The sequence below is a fragment of the Collinsella sp. AF36-3AT genome (assembly GCF_003475205.1).
Lineage (GTDB): Bacteria > Actinomycetota > Coriobacteriia > Coriobacteriales > Coriobacteriaceae > Collinsella > Collinsella aerofaciens_AF.
This window is the reverse complement of sequence record NZ_QROZ01000004.1, coordinates 102,184-116,475: the sequence shown is the minus strand read 5'-3', so window position 1 is coordinate 116,475 and position 14,292 is coordinate 102,184. Positions and strand designations below refer to the sequence as shown.

Here is a 14,292-nt window from a genome sequence, read left to right as displayed (position 1 = left end):
GTGCGGGTTTTGTCTTTTTGTCTGCGTAAAAAATTGTTCTTGCAGCAGAAACCCGCGCGTGTATACTCGAATACGTTTGTTCAACTACGTGCCGGCCAGGGTGGTACGGCACCTCTAGAAGAGTAAGGAATTGCACATGGATTACATCCGCGCAATCGAGCGTCAGCAGATCCGCGAGGACATTCCTCAGGTTCGCGTCGCCGACAACGTCAAGGTTCACTACCGCATTAAGGAAGGCGACCGCGAGCGCATCCAGGTCTTCCAGGGCGACGTCATCCGCATGGCCGGCGCCGGTGCCCGCGAGACCTTCACCGTCCGCAAGATGTCCTTCGGTGTCGGTGTTGAGCGTACCTTCCCGCTTCACAGCCCCAAGATCGCCAAGCTCGAGGTCGTTCGTCATGGTCGCGTCCGTCGCGCCAAGCTGTACTACCTCCGCGACAAGGTGGGCAAGGCTGCTCGCATCCCCGAGAAGCGCTAAGAAGATCGCAGCGTCTGTCCACTCGTTTGGACACAAGGGTCACCTTCGGGTGGCCCTTCTTTTTATCTGATTTGCATGCAAGGAGGGCCTGGTATGGCCAATATGACGAGCTCGGTTTCGGCATCGCAGGTTGCCGGTGAGTTGGCGAGCGCTACGTTTGAGGAGATCCCCGCCCTCGTGGAGCATTATCGCGAGGACCCGCGCCAGCAGGTGATCAAGGCTTGCGAGCGTGCTCTTAAGCGCCATGGCAAGGAACTTGCCGAGCGCGAGCGCGTCAATGACATGTACGAGCTTATGCATGAGCTTGGCGGCGATGGGGTAGTCGTTGGTGTCGACGAGGTGGGTCGCGGATCGGTGGCCGGTCCTTTGACGGTATGCGCCGTCTGCCTTCCTATGGAGCCGCGCGTCTGGGGCATCAACGATTCCAAAAAGCTCACGCCGGCGCGCCGCGAGTTGCTCTCAGTGAAGATTGCCGAGGTGGCGACGGCAATTGGTTTTTGCCATATCGCGCCTAAGGATATCGATGAGATGGGCATGGCCCGCGCCATTCGAGCCGCTGTCGCGGGCGCCGTGGCCGATACGGGGCTCGAGCCCGATTGCGTGCTTATGGACGGTAACCCCTTGGGCGCCGTTCCCAACGAGCGCGACGTGGTGAAGGGCGATGCCAAGATCGCCTGTATCGCCGCGGCGTCCATCATGGCCAAGGTCACGCGTGATGAGATGATGGTCGAGTACGATGCCGAGTATCCCGAGTACCATTTGGCCGAATCGAAAGGCTACGCAAGCCCCGAGCACATCGAGGCCATTCGCAAACATGGACTTTGTCCACTGCACCGCGTGAGCTTTTGCGGAAACTTTCTGCAGACTGAGCGCCTTTTCTAGGTCAATTGTGGAGACAGGGACCTCAGGGGTTTTATAAACCTGCTGGTAGCGGGCCGTATGCAACAGCATTGCTGCGTACGGCCCGTTTTTTGACGGCATTTGGTCAGCTTTTGGTTTGCTTCCGGTACTTACCCGCATGAAAGGTGCCCTCATCATCGGGGCAATGCAGTGTGCGGGAAAGGAGACCCCATGAGTGCCGCAAGCAAAAAGAGCAAGACGCAGCAGCTCAAGGAGCGTTGGGAAAACGGCGAGCTCGACTGCGGGGCGATGACGCCCGAGTTTATCAAGGGACTCAGTCCCCGCGAGCTGGGCATGCTGGGCGAGCTGATCACCATCGACTACTTTAACGAGCGCGGCTACACCTTGCTGGAGCAGGGTTATCGTTGCACCGAGGGCGAGGCCGATCTGGTGCTGCTCGATGAGCTCGACGATGTCGTGGTGATGGCCGAGGTCAAGACCAGACGCGTCGCACTGGATTGCAGCACGCGGGTCTTTCCCGAGGAGGCCGTGGACGCCCAAAAGCAACGCCGCTACCGCCGCATCGCAAGTTGCTATCTCATGGAGCATTATCCGCTCAAGGCGATTCGCTTCGATGCCGTGGGCGTCACCATTCGTGGCGGGCATATCGCTGAGATCGAGCATCAGTACAACGCGTTCGATTGGCAGGTGTCGTGATGGCGTTCGAGACGTTTGCCGTTCACGCGGCCTGCATCCGCGGCGTCGAGGCGATTCACGTCACGGTCGAGGTCTCGCTTGCCGGTGGTGTTCCGGGCATCCAAATGCTCGGCATTCCGAGCATGGAGGTGATGGAGTCACGCGGTCGTATTCGCTGCGCGATGCGCTCCGCCGGGTTCGAGATCCCACGCTCGGGCATTACGGTCAACCTAGCGCCCGGCGATATTCGCAAGACCGGTAGCGGCTTTGATCTGCCCATCGCCATCGCGGTTCTGGCGGCCGATGGGCAGATTCCCCGTGACAACCTCGATCGCTGCCTTATCGCCGGCGAGCTCGGCTTGGACGGTACGGTGCTTCCCGTCAAGGGCGAGGTGGCGTTTCAGCTATTGGCGCGTGATATGGGGCTGTCCTTTATCGCCGGCAGGTCCGATCAGCATGTGCCGCTCGCGGGCGTGGATTGTGGATTCATCGATCATTTGTCTCAGCTTGCCCATGGCATGGGCGAGGCGGCTCGGCACTATCTGGATTCCGAGGGCGTCGAGGCGACCTTTGAGCCTGAGCTCGACTATGCCGACGTGCTGGGGCAGGAAGTCGCTAAACGCGGCATGGCGCTTGCGGCGGCAGGAGAACTCGGCTTGCTCATGATCGGGTCCCCGGGATCGGGCAAGACGATGCTCGCGCGTCGTATGACCGGCATCCTGCCCGAGCTTTCCGTTGAGGATCAACAGGAGGCGCTGTGCATCCATTCGGTTTTGGGTGAGAACATTGATGGCTTGTTGGCGGGGCACCGGCCCTTCCGCAGTCCCCATCACAGTATTTCGACCGCAGGTCTTATCGGCGGTGGGCGCCCGGTGCACCCGGGTGAGATCAGCCTTGCTCATGGCGGCGTGCTATTTTTGGACGAGCTTGCCGAGTTTCCCACGGGTGTGCTGCAGACGCTGCGTCAGCCCATCGAACGCGGCTACGTCAGGATCGTACGCGTCGACGGGGCTTTTACCTTCCCGTCGCGCTTTCAGCTGCTGGCTGCGAGCAATCCCTGCCCCTGCGGCTTTTTGGGCGATCGTGAGGTACCGTGTCGCTGCTCGGCGGCGATGGTCGAGCGCTATCGGTCTAAACTGCGCGGTCCTTTGGCCGACCGTATCGACATGATGATCGATGTGACCCGTCCCGACCCTCAGGTGATTATCGAGGGCGCGGAGGGTATGTCGTCAGCTGAGTTACGTGACTACGTTGTGCGCGGTCGCGCTTTTCGCGCTTGGCGCGAATCCCGTATGGACGATGCGGATGCCGAGGCCGAGGATGACGAGACACGGTCCATTGACGGCGTCGTTTCGACCTTTGAGCTCGATGATGCGGCGGAGAAGTGTGTGCTCGGCCTGTCGAAGCGCACGCATCTCACGGGCCGCGGCATCGTGCGCCTGGTTCGCATTGCGCGCACGATCGCAGATGTCGCCGAGAGCGAGCATGTGACGCAGGACCACGTGCTCGAGGCGGCGATGTACCAGGGAAGGAGGGACCAATGATGGCCGAGGGAACCTTCGAGCTGCATCCAGGTGATACGTTGTATCCCGAGACCGTTTTGGAGCTTTCTGATGTACCCCAGACGCTCTATGTGCGCGGCAACCCCGAGGTGCTTTCGACGCCCGCGCTCTCCATCATCGGCGCGCGCAAGGCCTCGCCGTATGGTCTTGCCGTGGCAGAGCTTGCGTCAAAGGTGGCGGTCGAGGCGGGCGTGACGGTAGTCTCGGGCGGCGCGGTCGGTTGTGACCAGGCCTCGGGTTGGGCTGCGGTCAACGCTGGCGGCAAACACGTCGTGGTGCTGGGGACGGGCGCCGACGTGGTCTACCCGCGTTCGAGCGCGGGGCTTATTACGCGCACGCTCGATACGGGTGGCGCGGTCGTGTCGATCTCTCCGTGGGGCATGGGTCCGCGCAAGTTTGCCTTTCCGCGCCGCAATCGCGTAATCGCGGCCTTGTCGCAAGCCCTCTTTGTATCCGAGGCGGGTATGCCTTCCGGGACGTTTTCTACAGCCGAGGCTGCTATGGATTTGGGGCGAGAACTTCTTGCCGTGCCGGGGTCGATCCTATCGCCCGAGTCGCGTGGCACGAATTACCTCATTGCGAACGGTGCCTGCTGCATCATCGACGAGGAATCTATCGAGATGGCTATTTCACGCATCTACGGCACCCTGCGCTACTCGCGCCCCGATGCTCCCGGCATTGCCGACCTAGATCAAACACAGCAGACCGTGATGCATGCACTCATCGCCTCTCCGCTCAAGGTCGACGACATCGCGGCACTCGTCTCGCTCGATGCCGTTGGCGTACTTAAGCTCCTGGGTTCGCTTGAGCTCGAGGGCCTTATCGAGCGCATGATGGATGGAAGGTATGCGCCCTCCAAGTTTGCTCTTCACGCCCAGACACCCTTCGGTCACAATGGAAAACATGTCAATTAGAAAGGTGTTTGCAGATGCTGTTTGATCAGGTGACGGTTATCGGTGGCGGTCTGGCGGGTTCGGAGTGCGCGATTCAGCTGGCGGATCGCGGGTTTTCCGTAAAGCTGTGCGAGATGCGCCCCCAGGTGAGCTCCCCGGCCCACCATACCGATCACCTGGCAGAGCTCGTCTGTTCCAATTCGTTTAAGTCGACCCGTCCGGATTCCGCGGCTGGTTTGCTGAAGGCCGAGCTTGAGCGCATGGGTTCAGTCCTGCTCGATTGCGCCCATCGCGCGGCTGTTCCCGCCGGCGGTGCCCTGGCGGTCGACCGCGTCAAGTTTTCCGAGCTTGTCGAGGCCGAGGTTGCCGCCCGTCCCAATATCGAGATCATTCACGGCGAGGTCACGCAGATTCCCGAAGGTCACGTGGTCATTGCCGCCGGCCCCTTGTGCTCGCCGGCGCTGAGCGAAGAGGTCATGAAGCTCGTCGGTGGCGACGCCCTTGCGTTCTTCGACGCCGCGGCGCCGATCGTCGATGCCTCCACGCTCGATATGGACGTGCTGTTCTCGCAGTCGCGCTACGAGGAGCAGGGGAGCGGCGACTATCTCAACGCTCCGCTCAACAAGGAGGAGTACGAGGCCTTTATCGAGGCGCTTACCACGGCAGACCGCGTGGTGCTCAAGGACTTTGAGGGCGGCGATCTGTTCCAGGCCTGCCAGCCTGCCGAGGAAGTTGCGCGCACCGGCAAGGACGCCATTCGCTTTGGCGCCATGAAGCCCGTCGGCCTCACCGACCCGCGAACCGGTCGTCGTCCCTGGGCGGCGATTCAGCTGCGTGCCGAGAATAAGGAGAAGACCGCCTATAACCTGGTGGGCTTCCAGACCAACTTGACCTTTGGCGAGCAGAAGCGCGTCTTCCATATGGTGCCGGGCCTGGAGAACGCTGAGTTCTTCCGCTACGGTGTCATGCACCGTAATACCTTTGTCGACGCCCCGCACGTGCTCGATGGCACCTTTGCCGTGCCTGGTACCGGCGTGCGCCTGGCCGGTCAGATCACCGGCACCGAGGGGTACATGGAAGCCGTGGCGACCGGTCTGCTCGCGGCGCTCAACACCTATGCCGAGGCTATCGGCGCCGCGGGCGTCGAGTTGCCCCGCGTGGGCGCCCTGGGCGCGCTCGTGGGCTATGCGACCGATCCTGCCACCGTGGGCTACCAGCCCATGCATGTCAACTTTGGCCTGGTGCCGCCGCTCGAGGACGGTAAGCGTCGCAGCAAGCGCGACCGCTACCAGGCGTATGCGGACCGTGCGCTCGAGGCTCTTGATGCCTATCTGGCCACTCGCCCCGATCTGTTTGGAGGCGACCGGTCATAGCCTTTGACCTGTACGATGCCGTCGACTCGTTTATCGCCTATATCGCACGTGTCGAGGGACTTTCTCCCAACACGGTGACGGCCTATGGCTCGAGGCTGGAGCGCTTTGCTGCCTGGTGCGAGCGCGAGGATATCGATGCCTTCGCTGCCGACGTGCGCACCATTCGTCGCTATCTTGCCGAGCTTTCGCGTGAACAGGTGGCTCCCCGAACGCTTGCGGCGCACCTTTCGGCTATCCGATCGCTCTATCGCTGGATGGCTGCCGAGGGGATTGTCGAGGGCGATGCAGTCTCGGCGATCGCATCGCCCAAGCTGCCGCGTGACCTGCCGGGCGTCCTTACGATCAAGCAGGTCGATGCGCTGCTCAAGACGCCTGATACCTCAACACCCGCGGGACTGCGCGATGCGGCGATGCTCGAGCTGCTCTATGCCTCGGGCGCCCGTATCTCAGAGCTCGCAGCACTCAATGTGGAGTCCATTGCGTGGTCCGAACGCACGCTGCGCCTGTGGGGCAAGGGGAGCAAAGAACGTATCGTCCCCCTGTATCGTCGTGCGCTCGAGGCGACGCGTCTCTATATTGAGGAGGGGAGGCCGAAGTTGCTCGCTCAGGCAAAGCGTCGTGACCCCGCTACCGGGCCGCATCCGCTGCTTATATCGGCGCGCGGTAATCGCATGAGTGCAGCCATGCTCAGGCGGCGGTTCCATACGCTGGCGACGCTCGCCGGCATTCCGGCCGACATCGCCCCGCATGCGATGCGCCATACCTTTGCGACCGACTTGCTCGAGGGCGGCGCGGACCTGCGCTCGGTTCAAGAGCTGCTGGGTCATGCGAGCCTGTCCACGACGCAGATCTACACGCATCTCACACCCGATCGGCTTAAGCGGGCTGTGGCTCAAGCCCATCCCCGCGGCGAATAGTGGCTGGGACGTCCCGCGCCGCGCTCAGGTGTGTGGTTTTGATTGCGGGTTGGCAGGAAGATGCATTCCTGCTATCATTCATCGGGTTGCTTCACGGCAACAGGTTTTTATCACGCACGCGCGGCTACTTCATACCGTGGTGCCCGGGCTTTGGTAGCACATGTCCGGGTTGGTTTTGGAGGATGACCCCGCGCGGAGGCAAACCACAGGAGGTTTAACATGGCTACCAAGATTAATATCCGCACCCTGCTCGAGGCCGGCTGCCACTTCGGTCACCAGACCCGTCGCTGGAACCCCAAGATGAAGCCGTTCATCTTCGGTGAGCGCAACGGCATCTACATCCTCGACCTCAAGCAGACCATCCTCGACGCCGATCAGGCCTACACCTTCGTCAAGAACGTCGCCAAGGGCGGCAACGTGCTGTTCGTCGGCACCAAGAAGCAGGCTCAGGAGGCCGTCAAGAACGCTGCTGAGCGCGCCAACATGCCTTACATCAACCAGCGTTGGCTCGGCGGCATGCTGACCAACTTCGTCACCATCCGCTCCCGCATCAACCGCATGGAGGAGCTCGAGGCCATGGTCGAGGACGGCCGCATGGCAGTGCTCCCCAAGAAGGAGCAGGCTGTTCTCGGCAAGGAGCTCACCAAGCTCCAGACCAACCTCGGTGGTGCCCGCGACATGAAGGGTCTGCCCCAGGCTCTCTTCGTCATCGACACCAAGCGCGAGGAGAACGCCATCAAGGAGGCTCAGCGCCTGAACATCCCCGTCGTCGCTCTGATCGACACCAACTCCGATCCCGACGAGGTCGAGTACGGCATCCCCTGCAACGATGACGCTATCTCTGCTGTCACCCTTATGTGCGAGCTCATGGCTGACGCCTGCCTCGCTGGCTCCGGCAAGGAGCAGGTCTCCGAGGCCGAGATGGCCGCTGAGCCCAAGGCCGAGTAAATCAGTCTTAGTTAATTCTTTTTCATCTCTTTGAAAGGAACCACAATGGCCCAGATTACCGCCGCTATGGTCAAGCAGCTCCGCGAGATGACCGACTCCCCGATGATGGAGTGCAAGAAGGCTCTCGTCGAGGCTGACGGCGACATGGACGCCGCTGTCGACGTTCTGCGTAAGAACGGCCTTGCCAAGGCTGCCAAGAAGGCTGGCCGTGAGACCAACGAGGGCGCTGTCGCCGCGTTCGTCTCCGAGGATGGCAAGACCGGCGCTCTGCTCGAGCTCTCCTGCGAGACCGACTTCGTTGGCTCCAACGCCAAGTTCACTGGCTTTGCTTCCAAGGTCGCTGAGGTTGTCGCTACCACCGAGCCTGCTGACGTCGACGCTCTGCTCGAGAAGCCGATGGGCGAGGAGACCGTTTCCTCCGAGCTCACCGAGATGATTCACATCATGGGCGAGAACATGAAGATCTCCCGCTTCGCTGCCCGCAAGGCCGAGAACGGCGCGCTCGCTTCTTACATCCACATGGGTGGTAAGATCGGCGTCCTCGTCGAGTTCGCCTTCGAGAAGGCCGAGACCGCTCAGGCTGAGTCCTTCAAGACCTTCGCTCACGACGTTGCCCTTCAGGTTGCCGCCGTCGCACCGATCTGCGCCACCCGCGATCAGGTTCCGGCCGAGACCGTCGAGCACGAGAAGCAGATCTACATGGCCCAGGCTGCCGAGTCCGGCAAGCCCGAGGCTATCCAGGAGAAGATGGCTGTTGGTCGTCTGGAGAAGTTCTACAAGCAGTCCGTGCTCACCGAGCAGGAGTTCATCAAGGACAGCTCCCTCACCATCAAGAAGTACGCTGAGCGGGTCTCCAAGGAGCTCGGCGACACCATTACCGTCGTTGCCTTTGACCGTCTGGTCCGTGGCGAGTAAATAAGCTCTTGTAGCTGGTAATGAGCAGGCTGTGGGTTTTACTCACAGCCTGCTTTTTCATGGCTCTTATCAGAGCCTTTGATATCATATTGAGAGTCTAATTAAAGGAGGATCGCTTTGTCCGACATCCGATATAAACGCGTGCTTCTTAAGCTTTCCGGCGAAGCACTGATGGGCGACGGCCAATATGGCATTGACCCCAAGGTTACCGACCATCTTGCCAAGCAGGTCAAGGAGCTGCTCGCCGTTGGCCATGAGGTCGGCGTCGTTGTCGGCGGCGGCAATATTTTCCGTGGCATGGCCGGCGCTGCCGGTGGCATGGAGCGTGCTCAGGCCGACTACATGGGCATGCTGGCAACCGTTATGAACGCGCTCGCCCTGCAGGATGCCTTCGAGCATAACGATGTTCCCTGCCGCGTGATGAGCGCTATCCAGATGAACGAGATCTGCGAGCCCTATATTCGTCGTCGTGCTATCAACCACCTGTCCAAGGGTAATGTCGTTATCTTCGCCGCCGGCTCGGGCAATCCGTACTTTACGACTGACACCGCCGCGGCCCTTCGCGCCTGCGAGATCGGTGCGGAGATTCTGATTAAGGCCACCAAGGTTGACGGCATCTACGACAAGGATCCCGTCAAGTGCGCCGATGCCGTCCGTTTTGACAAGATTACCTATCACGAGGTTCTCGTCCGCGGTCTGCAGGTTATGGATTCCACGGCTACGGCACTGTGCCAGGATAACCGTATGCCGATTTTGGTCCTCAACATCGATGGCGAGGACACCGTCAAGCGCGCGCTCGCGGGTGAGCCCGTCGGCACGCTCGTCTATCAGGAGGATTAAGCATGGCAGAGAACATCACCGCCCATATGGACAAGTCGCTCGAGTCCCTCAAGCATAACTTCTCCAAGGTTCGTACCGGCCGCGCCAATGCCAACATTCTGTCCGACATCACCGTCGATTATTACGGTGTTCCCACGCCGGTCACGCAGGTTGCCGCCGTCAAGACCCCCGAGGCCCACATGCTGCTCATCGAGCCGTGGGACAAGGCGCTCATCAATGCTATCGTCAAGGCCATCGGCGCTTCCGATCTGGGTATTACCCCCAACTCCGATGGCACCGTCGTTCGTCTTCCGTTCCCGGCTCCCACTGAGGAGCGCCGTCGCGAGCTCGTCAAGGAGTGCCGCGAGTACGCCGAGCAGGCCAAGGTGTCTATCCGTAACATCCGTCGCGACTTTAACAACAAGCTCGAGCGCGATGAGGAGCTCACCGAGGACGATGTCCGTCGCGAGCAGGCCAAGGTCCAGAAGCACACCGATGAGTATGTCGCCAAGGTCGAGGAGCTTCTGAAGGAAAAAGAAGCCGAGGTCATGGAGATCTAAGGTGCAATACGACGAGCATAAACTGGTCGAGTACTTTGCCGACGCCCCTGCGGGCGTCGGTTTTTCCGACCTTGACCTCAATAACATTCCGCACCATATCTCGTGCATCATGGACGGCAACGGTCGTTGGGCCACGTCGCGCGGTCTTGCGCGCACTGAGGGCCACAAGGCGGGTATCCTCTCGCTGCGCGAGATCATTACCGCCTGCGTGCGCCTGGGCGTCGACGTGCTTTCTGCCTATGCGTTTTCTACCGAAAACTGGAACCGTCCGCAGCATGAGGTCAACGTCTTGATGCATCTGTTTGCCAAGACGTTTATCGACGAGCTGCCGCTTCTGAAGCGCGAAAACGTGCGTGTTGTCTTTTTGGGTGATATTTCAGCGCTGCCCAAGAAGACTCGCGACGTTTTTGAACGCGGTCTAGCCGAGTGCGCCAATCACACCGGTATGACGCTGGCGCTTGCCGTCAACTACGGCGCGCGTGCCGAGATTACCCGCGCTGTCCGTCAGATCGCATTCGACGCTGCCGCCGGTAAGATCGATCCTGCCGCGATTGATGACGACATGGTGGCTTCCCACCTCTATACCGCCGGTCTTCCCGATCCTGAGCTTGTGATTCGCACCTCTGGTGAGCTGCGCCTTTCGAACTATCTGCTTTGGCAGGTGGCTTATTCCGAATTCTACGTCACCGATACCTATTGGCCCGACTTTGATCGTTGGGGCCTTGTCGACGCCATTTTGGCCTATCAGGGCCGTGACCGTAGGTTTGGTGGACTGAGCAAGACCGAGGAGGCTTAATCGTGTCCGATCGTCCCAAGGCATCTGCTCCCAAGACGCCGGTTTCCGCGGCGCCTGCGCGCAAGGCTGCCGCTGCGGGAGCACCTGCAGCAAAGAGCGGCACCGGTTCGTGGCTGGCGGGCTTTATTACCCGTGCCGCCGCCGGTATCGTCTACGCCGTTGTCTTTATCCTGTGCCTGGTTTTGGGTATCGTGCCCACGGCCATCTTTGTTTCTGTCATGAGCGGTCTGTGCTGCTATGAGTTTTTCCGTATGACAAGGCTCGATGGCAAGATGGCTAACGAGCGCATGGGTATCGCTGCCGCCGTACTCTTTCCGCTGTCGGCGTTGGGCGATTCGATGTTGCTGAATGCCCTGCTTTTTGCCTTGATGCTCGCTGTGGGCATTTGGTATGTCTGGTCGCCGCGTACCCGCATCTCTGATGTGGCCGTGACGCTCATGGGTCCCATCTACACTGGCTTTATGCTGTCGGCTATCGTGCTGCTGCGCGATGCCGTGCCCGGTTTTGCCGGCGCCCTGCTTTCAGTGGGCGTTTGCGCGTCCCTTTGGGTTTCCGATTCGTTTGCCTACATCGTGGGCAGCCGTATCGGCAAGCACAAGATGGTTCCCAAGATCTCTCCCAAAAAGAGCTGGGAGGGGTTTGCCGGCGGCATCTTGGGCTCGGTTTTGATTTGGCTTATCCTGTGGGCGACGCACTTCTACAAGCTCAGCCTGCCCTATGCGCTGCTGTGCGGCGTGGTCGTGTCCATTCTGGGCGTTATCGGCGACCTTATCGAGTCGCGCATCAAGCGCGGTGTGGGCGTCAAAGATTCCGGCAACCTTATCCCGGGCCACGGCGGAATGCTCGATCGTAGCGATTCGCTTATCTTCGGCTGCATCACCGCGCAGCTGTTGCTGATGATCGGAGGCGTGCTGTAATGGCGTTTCAGACGACGTATGGCCCCGATGGACGCCTTCGCGTTGCCATCCTGGGTTGTACGGGCTCTATCGGCACGCAGGCACTCGATGTATGCCGTCAGCATGCCGATCGACTGCAGGTGACGGCGCTGTCCGTTAATTCCAGCACCTCGGAGCTCGTTGCCGCTGCCCGCGAGTTCTCGGTTCCGGCGGTTGCCGTTGCCGATGTCGCTCATGGCGATGACGCCGTGCTGCAGGAGTTGCCCGAGGGCACACAGCTCGGCGTTGGCGCGCAGGCGGTTTGCGAGCTCGCGCGTCGCGACGATGTCGACTGCGTGCTCGTCGCTATTGTGGGCGCCGCCGGTCTCGAGGCGAGCCATGCGGCCTTGACCTCGAATAAGCGCCTTGCCCTTGCCAACAAGGAGTCCCTCGTCGTCGGTGGCGACTTGCTTATGCCGTTGGCGCAGCCGGGTCAGCTCATTCCGGTCGACTCCGAGCACTCCGCCATCTACCAGTGCTATCTGGGGGAGAATCCGCGCGAGGTTCACTGCATCTGGCTCACTTGCTCGGGTGGTCCGTTCTTTGGCCGTACGCGCGACGAGCTCAATCGCGTGACACGCGCCGATGCGCTGGCACATCCCACGTGGGCCATGGGCGCTAAGATCACCATCGACTCCGCTACCCTCATGAACAAAGGCCTGGAGCGTATCGAGGCGATGCACCTGTTCGGTTGCGACCTCGACTTTATCAACGTGGTCGTTCAGCGCCAGTCAAAGATCCACTCTATGGTCGAGTTTGCCGACGGCTCCGTGATGGCACACCTTGGCGCCTCCGATATGCGTATTCCCATTCAGTTTGCCTTCTCGTATCCTGAGCGTTGGGATACTCCGGCGCCTCGTCTTGATTTTCGTGAGTTGGGGCAGCTCACCTTTGATGCCGCCGATATGGACACGTTCCGCTGCCTGGCGCTAGCCGAGCGTGCCGGCAAGACGGGCGGCACCATGCCATGCGTGCTGAATGCCGCCAACGAAGTTGCCGTCGATGCCTTCCTGCACGATGCCTGTACCTTTACCGATATCGACCGTATCGTGGAGTCGTGCATGGATGCACACGATACACAGGCGGTCGCATCGTTTGAGCAGCTTCGCGATATCGATACGTGGGCTCGTGCCAAGGCCGCCGAGGTGCTTGCTGCAACCCGCTCTTAATCGTAAGGATTGCTTTTCGTTTTATGGATACTGTTCTGAGTGTTCTTTCCTCGGTCTTTTGGGGCCTTTTGATGTTATCCGTCCTCGTGTTTCTGCATGAGGGCGGCCACTTTTTGGCGGCCCGTGCGTGCGGCGTGCGCGTCACCGAGTTTTTCTTGGGCCTGCCGTGCCGCTTTGACATTCATCATACGTCGCGTCGCATCGGTACCAAGTTTGGCATGACGCCGCTGCTGCTTGGTGGCTATGCCGCTATCTGCGGTATGGACCCGACCGATGTCTCGTGCGCCGACCGTGTGCTTGCCGCGATTTATCGCCATGGTCGCGTTTCGGTTGCAGACCTTTCCGTTGAGCTGGAGCTGCCCGAGGAGGATGTTCTCGAGGCTTGTGCCTTGCTTTTGGGCTGGGGTTCCATTGCGCCTTGGTGCGAGGAGGGGGAGAAGCCTTCGCCTGGCTACTATCCGGTTAGGTACCAGACGCTGCCGCGCGACGCTGCGGGATATACCACCTTTGACGGCCGCCGGTTCGATCGAGAGCATGCAACTACTGAGGGCGATGTGTGGGAGCTGCCGGTCACTGCTTCGGAGTTCTTTGAGCAGGAGCGTTCGCATACCTATCTTGGCCAGGGTTTTCTCAAACGTGCCTTTATGTTGCTCGCGGGCATTCTCGTCAATATTCTGACGGGCTTTTTGCTGCTTATGAGCATTTACTCTATCGCCGGCGTATCGGTGCCGGTCGATAGCAATGTCATCGGTCAGGTCGAAGAAGGCTCGATAGCCGACAAGGCGGGCATCGAGGCCGGTGACACGATTCTTAGTGTCGATGGCGTGTCCTGCTCCAGCTGGATGGATGTGTATGATGCCATCGGCAAGGCTGCCGGCAAGGACGATATCGCTATTGAATATCAGCGCGATGGCAAGAATCTTTCGACCTCGGTCGCGCTCAATGAGGACGAACGTTTGGGCGTTTATGCCTCTACGCAGGTGGTCCATTTGGACCCTATCACCTCGGCGCGTCTGTCGTTCTCCTATGTTCAGCAGACTGCTGAGGGCGTTATGCGTCTGCTGCAGCCGCAGCATACGATGGAGATACTCGATCAGTCCACCTCGATTGTGGGTATCAGCGTCATGTCTTCTCAGGCGGCGGCAGCCGGTCCCGCGACGTTCTTGACGTTTGCCGCGCTCATCTCGTTCTCACTGGGCTTTATGAACCTGCTGCCCATTCCTCCGCTCGACGGGGGAAAGCTGGTTATCGAGATCATCCAAAAGGTTGCCGGTCGCGAGCTGCCGCTGAAGGTGCAGACAATCGTCAGCTATGTCGGCATCGCGCTCTTTGCGCTGCTGTTTGTCTATATGCTTCGTTCCGACGTCCTTCGATTTATTTTGTAGGGGAGT

15 protein-coding genes are annotated in these 14,292 nt (G+C 60.3%); all 15 read left to right on the top strand.

Annotated features, from left to right (window positions below):
- Positions 1–136: 136 nt before the first annotated feature.
- The 15 genes from rplS to DW003_RS05340 all read left to right on the top strand — a co-directional run bounded on the left by rplS (position 137) and on the right by DW003_RS05340 (position 14,286).
- Positions 137–478 carry a 50S ribosomal protein L19 gene (rplS, locus tag DW003_RS05410; RefSeq protein WP_006236098.1) on the top strand — a complete coding sequence of 114 codons (342 nt, stop codon included), beginning with the start codon at positions 137–139 and terminating at the stop codon, positions 476–478.
- A gap of 93 nt (positions 479–571) precedes the next feature.
- The gene (locus DW003_RS05405; protein ID WP_118387969.1) at positions 572–1,360 is read left to right on the top strand and encodes a ribonuclease HII; all 789 of its coding nucleotides are present in this window, start codon (positions 572–574) and stop codon (positions 1,358–1,360) included.
- Between the two features lie 189 nt (positions 1,361–1,549).
- Entirely contained in the window at positions 1,550–2,035 is a 486-nt protein-coding gene (locus DW003_RS05400; RefSeq protein ID WP_035138570.1) for a YraN family protein, read from the top strand.
- On the top strand, positions 2,035–3,558 hold the full coding sequence (locus DW003_RS05395; protein WP_117637239.1) for a YifB family Mg chelatase-like AAA ATPase: 1,524 nt from the start codon (positions 2,035–2,037) through the stop codon (positions 3,556–3,558). The genes DW003_RS05400 and DW003_RS05395 overlap by 1 nt, the downstream gene beginning before the upstream one ends.
- Positions 3,555–4,490, top strand: a complete 936-nt coding sequence (locus tag DW003_RS05390; protein ID WP_316242814.1) for a DNA-processing protein DprA — start codon at positions 3,555–3,557, stop codon at positions 4,488–4,490. The genes DW003_RS05395 and DW003_RS05390 overlap by 4 nt, the downstream gene beginning before the upstream one ends.
- Positions 4,491–4,504: 14 nt before the next feature.
- Complete coding sequence (gene trmFO, locus DW003_RS05385; protein WP_118094263.1) at positions 4,505–5,842, top strand: methylenetetrahydrofolate--tRNA-(uracil(54)-C(5))-methyltransferase (FADH(2)-oxidizing) TrmFO; 1,338 nt, start codon at positions 4,505–4,507, stop codon at positions 5,840–5,842.
- A complete protein-coding gene (locus DW003_RS05380) occupies positions 5,839–6,759 on the top strand; it encodes a tyrosine recombinase XerC (RefSeq protein ID WP_117716646.1) in 921 nt (306 codons plus the stop codon). Before trmFO ends, DW003_RS05380 begins: the two co-directional genes overlap by 4 nt.
- Before the next feature lie 219 nt (positions 6,760–6,978).
- On the top strand, positions 6,979–7,707 hold the full coding sequence (rpsB, locus tag DW003_RS05375) for a 30S ribosomal protein S2 (RefSeq protein WP_006236109.1): 729 nt from the start codon (positions 6,979–6,981) through the stop codon (positions 7,705–7,707).
- Between the two features lie 45 nt (positions 7,708–7,752).
- Positions 7,753–8,622: a translation elongation factor Ts gene (gene tsf / locus DW003_RS05370; protein WP_118387967.1), complete on the top strand. Its 870-nt coding sequence runs from the start codon at positions 7,753–7,755 to the stop codon at positions 8,620–8,622.
- A 117-nt stretch (positions 8,623–8,739) separates the two neighbouring features.
- Entirely contained in the window at positions 8,740–9,462 is a 723-nt protein-coding gene (pyrH, locus tag DW003_RS05365) for a UMP kinase (protein ID WP_040359955.1), read from the top strand.
- Positions 9,463–9,464: 2 nt separating this feature from the next.
- A complete protein-coding gene (frr, locus tag DW003_RS05360) occupies positions 9,465–10,001 on the top strand; it encodes a ribosome recycling factor (protein ID WP_006236112.1) in 537 nt (178 codons plus the stop codon).
- Position 10,002: 1 nt separating this feature from the next.
- Entirely contained in the window at positions 10,003–10,797 is a 795-nt protein-coding gene (locus tag DW003_RS05355) for an isoprenyl transferase (RefSeq protein ID WP_118387965.1), read from the top strand.
- Between the two features lie 2 nt (positions 10,798–10,799).
- Positions 10,800–11,714: a phosphatidate cytidylyltransferase gene (locus tag DW003_RS05350; protein ID WP_233502990.1), complete on the top strand. Its 915-nt coding sequence runs from the start codon at positions 10,800–10,802 to the stop codon at positions 11,712–11,714.
- Positions 11,714–12,901: a 1-deoxy-D-xylulose-5-phosphate reductoisomerase gene (gene dxr / locus DW003_RS05345; protein ID WP_118387963.1), complete on the top strand. Its 1,188-nt coding sequence runs from the start codon at positions 11,714–11,716 to the stop codon at positions 12,899–12,901. Before DW003_RS05350 ends, dxr begins: the two co-directional genes overlap by 1 nt.
- Before the next feature lie 23 nt (positions 12,902–12,924).
- Positions 12,925–14,286, top strand: coding sequence for an RIP metalloprotease (locus DW003_RS05340; RefSeq protein ID WP_118387961.1), 1,362 nt, complete (start codon positions 12,925–12,927; stop codon positions 14,284–14,286).
- Positions 14,287–14,292: the final 6 nt, after the last annotated feature.

Bases quoted from the DNA above. Each gene is read 5' to 3' on its own strand.
- rplS (WP_006236098.1), top strand. From the start codon at position 137: ATGGATTACATCCGCGCAATCGAGCGTCAGCAGATCCGCGAGGACATT.
- DW003_RS05405 (WP_118387969.1), top strand. From the start codon at position 572: ATGGCCAATATGACGAGCTCGGTTTCGGCATCGCAGGTTGCCGGTGAG.
- DW003_RS05400 (WP_035138570.1), top strand. From the start codon at position 1,550: ATGAGTGCCGCAAGCAAAAAGAGCAAGACGCAGCAGCTCAAGGAGCGT.
- DW003_RS05395 (WP_117637239.1), top strand. From the start codon at position 2,035: ATGGCGTTCGAGACGTTTGCCGTTCACGCGGCCTGCATCCGCGGCGTC.
- DW003_RS05390 (WP_316242814.1), top strand. From the start codon at position 3,555: ATGATGGCCGAGGGAACCTTCGAGCTGCATCCAGGTGATACGTTGTAT.
- trmFO (WP_118094263.1), top strand. From the start codon at position 4,505: ATGCTGTTTGATCAGGTGACGGTTATCGGTGGCGGTCTGGCGGGTTCG.
- rpsB (WP_006236109.1), top strand. From the start codon at position 6,979: ATGGCTACCAAGATTAATATCCGCACCCTGCTCGAGGCCGGCTGCCAC.
- tsf (WP_118387967.1), top strand. From the start codon at position 7,753: ATGGCCCAGATTACCGCCGCTATGGTCAAGCAGCTCCGCGAGATGACC.
- frr (WP_006236112.1), top strand. From the start codon at position 9,465: ATGGCAGAGAACATCACCGCCCATATGGACAAGTCGCTCGAGTCCCTC.
- dxr (WP_118387963.1), top strand. From the start codon at position 11,714: ATGGCGTTTCAGACGACGTATGGCCCCGATGGACGCCTTCGCGTTGCC.
- DW003_RS05340 (WP_118387961.1), top strand. From the start codon at position 12,925: ATGGATACTGTTCTGAGTGTTCTTTCCTCGGTCTTTTGGGGCCTTTTG.